This window comes from Paludibaculum fermentans (genome assembly GCF_051172195.1).
GTDB lineage: Bacteria > Acidobacteriota > Terriglobia > Bryobacterales > Bryobacteraceae > Paludibaculum > Paludibaculum fermentans_A.
Window position 1 is genome coordinate 1 of record NZ_JBPJAQ010000001.1, and the last position, 2500, is coordinate 2500.

At 53.9% G+C, this 2500-nt stretch carries 2 rRNA genes (1 of these 2 cut by a window edge); both read right to left on the reverse strand.

From position 1 onward, the window contains the following. Window positions 1–228: 228 nt before the first annotated feature. Window positions 229–345 (reverse strand): 5S ribosomal RNA (gene rrf / locus ACR9Y2_RS00005). Window positions 346–434: 89 nt separating this feature from the next. Further along, a 23S ribosomal RNA gene (locus ACR9Y2_RS00010) occupies window positions 435–2500 on the reverse strand (it continues 872 nt past the right edge of the window).

Below are 2500 nucleotides of genomic sequence, written 5' to 3' on the forward strand. Positions count from 1 at the left end.
ACCAATGATTCCGTACGAACTGTGGATGTTTCCTGCTACGGCTGGTCGACGGTGGAGTACCGGTAAACGACCGCAAAGTGACGGTAAACTGCGCCCTACAATTACTTGACATCGTCAAGTATCTTACTTGCTTCGGTCAAGTGTCTGGCAGAGGGGTGGTTGGGGTGACGGTGTGTGATCGCAGACGCAAAAAAGCCCCGGGATTGACTCCGGGGCTTTTTGTTTTAATTCGGGCAACGTCCTACTCTCCCACGCACTTGCGCACGCAGTACCATCGGGGCTGAGAGGCTTAACTTCCGTGTTCGGGATGGGAACGGGTGGGTCCCTCTCGCTATGGTCACCCAAAACTCGTTTGAGCTTTGTTCTTCATTGAATATTGACGGGGTCCACTTTGTTGCCAAAAGAGCGGGAGCTCTGTGCAAAGAGTAAATTTTATGGTCAAGCCGAACGGGCTATTAGTACCGGTAAGCTAAACACATTACTGTGCTTACACACCCGGCCTATCAACGTGGTCGTCTACCACGGCCCTTCTTAGCTTTCGCTTGGGAGATCTCATCTTGAGGAAGGTTTCGCGCTTATATGCATTCAGCGCTTATCCTGACCGAAGTTCGCTACCCAGCCGTGCCACTGGCGTGACAACTGGAACACAAGAGCTTCGTCCACCCCGGTCCTCTCGTACTAAGGGCAGGCCCTCTCAAATCTCCTACGCCCACCACAGATAGGGACCGAACTGTCTCGCGACGTTCTGAACCCAGCTCACGTACCGCTTTAATAGGCGAACAGCCTAACCCTTGGGAGCTTCTACACCCCCAGGATGCGATGAGCCGACATCGAGGTGCCAAACCGGAGCGTCGATGTGAACTCTTGACTCCGATCAGCCTGTTATCCCCGGCGTACCTTTTATCCGTTGAGCGATGACCCTTCCATACAGAATCACCGGATCACTATGTCCTGGTTTCCCACCTGCTTGACTTGTTGGTCTCGCAGTTAACCTGGTTTATGCCATTGCACTCAAAGGAGGATTTCCAAACCTCCTGAACCAAGCTTCGAGCGCCTCCGTTACAATTTAGGAGGCGACCGCCCCAGTCAAACTACCCGCCTACCAATGTCCCTGCTCCGGATTACGGAGCTAGGTTAGAATCACAGAACGATCAGGGTGGTATCTCAATGTTGGCTCCTTCGAACCCAAGAGTCCGAATTCAAAGCCTCCCACCTATGCTGCGCAGACCGACCCATAATTCATTGATAGGGTGCAGTAAAGGTGCACGGGGTCTTTCCGTCTAGTGGCGGGCATCCGGCGTCTTCACCGGAACCACAAGTTCGCCGGGCAGGTTGTCACGACAGTCGCAGGATCGTTACGCCATTCGTGCAGGTCGGAACTTACCCGACAAGGAATTTCGCTACCTTAGGACCGTTATAGTTACGGCCGCCGTTCACCGGGGCTTCAATTCGAAGCTTCGCCTTGCGGCTAACCTCTCCTTTTAACCTTCCGGCACCGGGCAGGCGTCAGCCCCTATACGTCGTTTTTATGACTTTGCAGAGACCTGTGTTTTTGTTAAACAGTCGCCCTGCGCTATTCTCTGCGGCCCACGTCTTAGGTGGGCACCCCTTCTCCCGAAGTTACGGGGTCAATGTGCCTAGTTCCTTAACAACCTATCACCCGAGCGCCTTAGAATACTCATCTCGACCACCTGTGTCGGTTTGTGGTACGGACTCCCTTGGCTCTTAGCGGCTTTTCCTGGCAGACGAACCGGCGGATTTGCCTCTCCGGTCCTCGTATCCCCCACAGCAGGAAACCATTGCCCACTGCAAGCTCAACGCTGCGTCCCCGCATCGATATCTCCTTAGGAGGTCACGGAATATTAACCGTGTGTCCATCGGCTACGCCTTTCGGCCTCACCTTAGGCTCCGACTAACCCTGAGCGGATTAACCTTTCTCAGGAAACCTTAGTCTTACGGCGACCAGGGTTCTCACCTGGTTTATCGCTACTTATGCTGGCAGAGTCACTTCCTTCCGCTCCAGTGGTCCTTCCGGTCCACCTTCACTGCTGAAAGGAACGCTCTCCTACCGCCACTATTGCTAGTGACCCGCAACTTCGGTAGTATGCTTGAGCCCCGTTGGATTGTCGGTACCGGGCGGCTCGACCAGTGAGCTATTACGCTTTCTTTAAAGGATGGCTGCTTCTAAGCCAACCTCCTGGCTGTCATAGCCTCCCGACTTCCTTTCCCACTTAGCATACATTTGGGGACCTTAGTTGGCGGTCTGGGCTCTTTCCCTTTTGACAACGAAGCTTAGCCCCCGCTGTCTGACTCCTGCGCATTCGTGCCCGGCATTCGAAGTTTGGTTGGATTCGGTAACCTGGGAAGGCCCCTAGTCCATTCAGATCTCTACCACCAGGACGGTCCACGCAAGGCTAGCCCTAAAGCTATTTCGGAGAGAACGAGCTATCACGGAATTTGATTAGCCTTTCACCCCTACCCTCAATTCATCCGAGCTGTT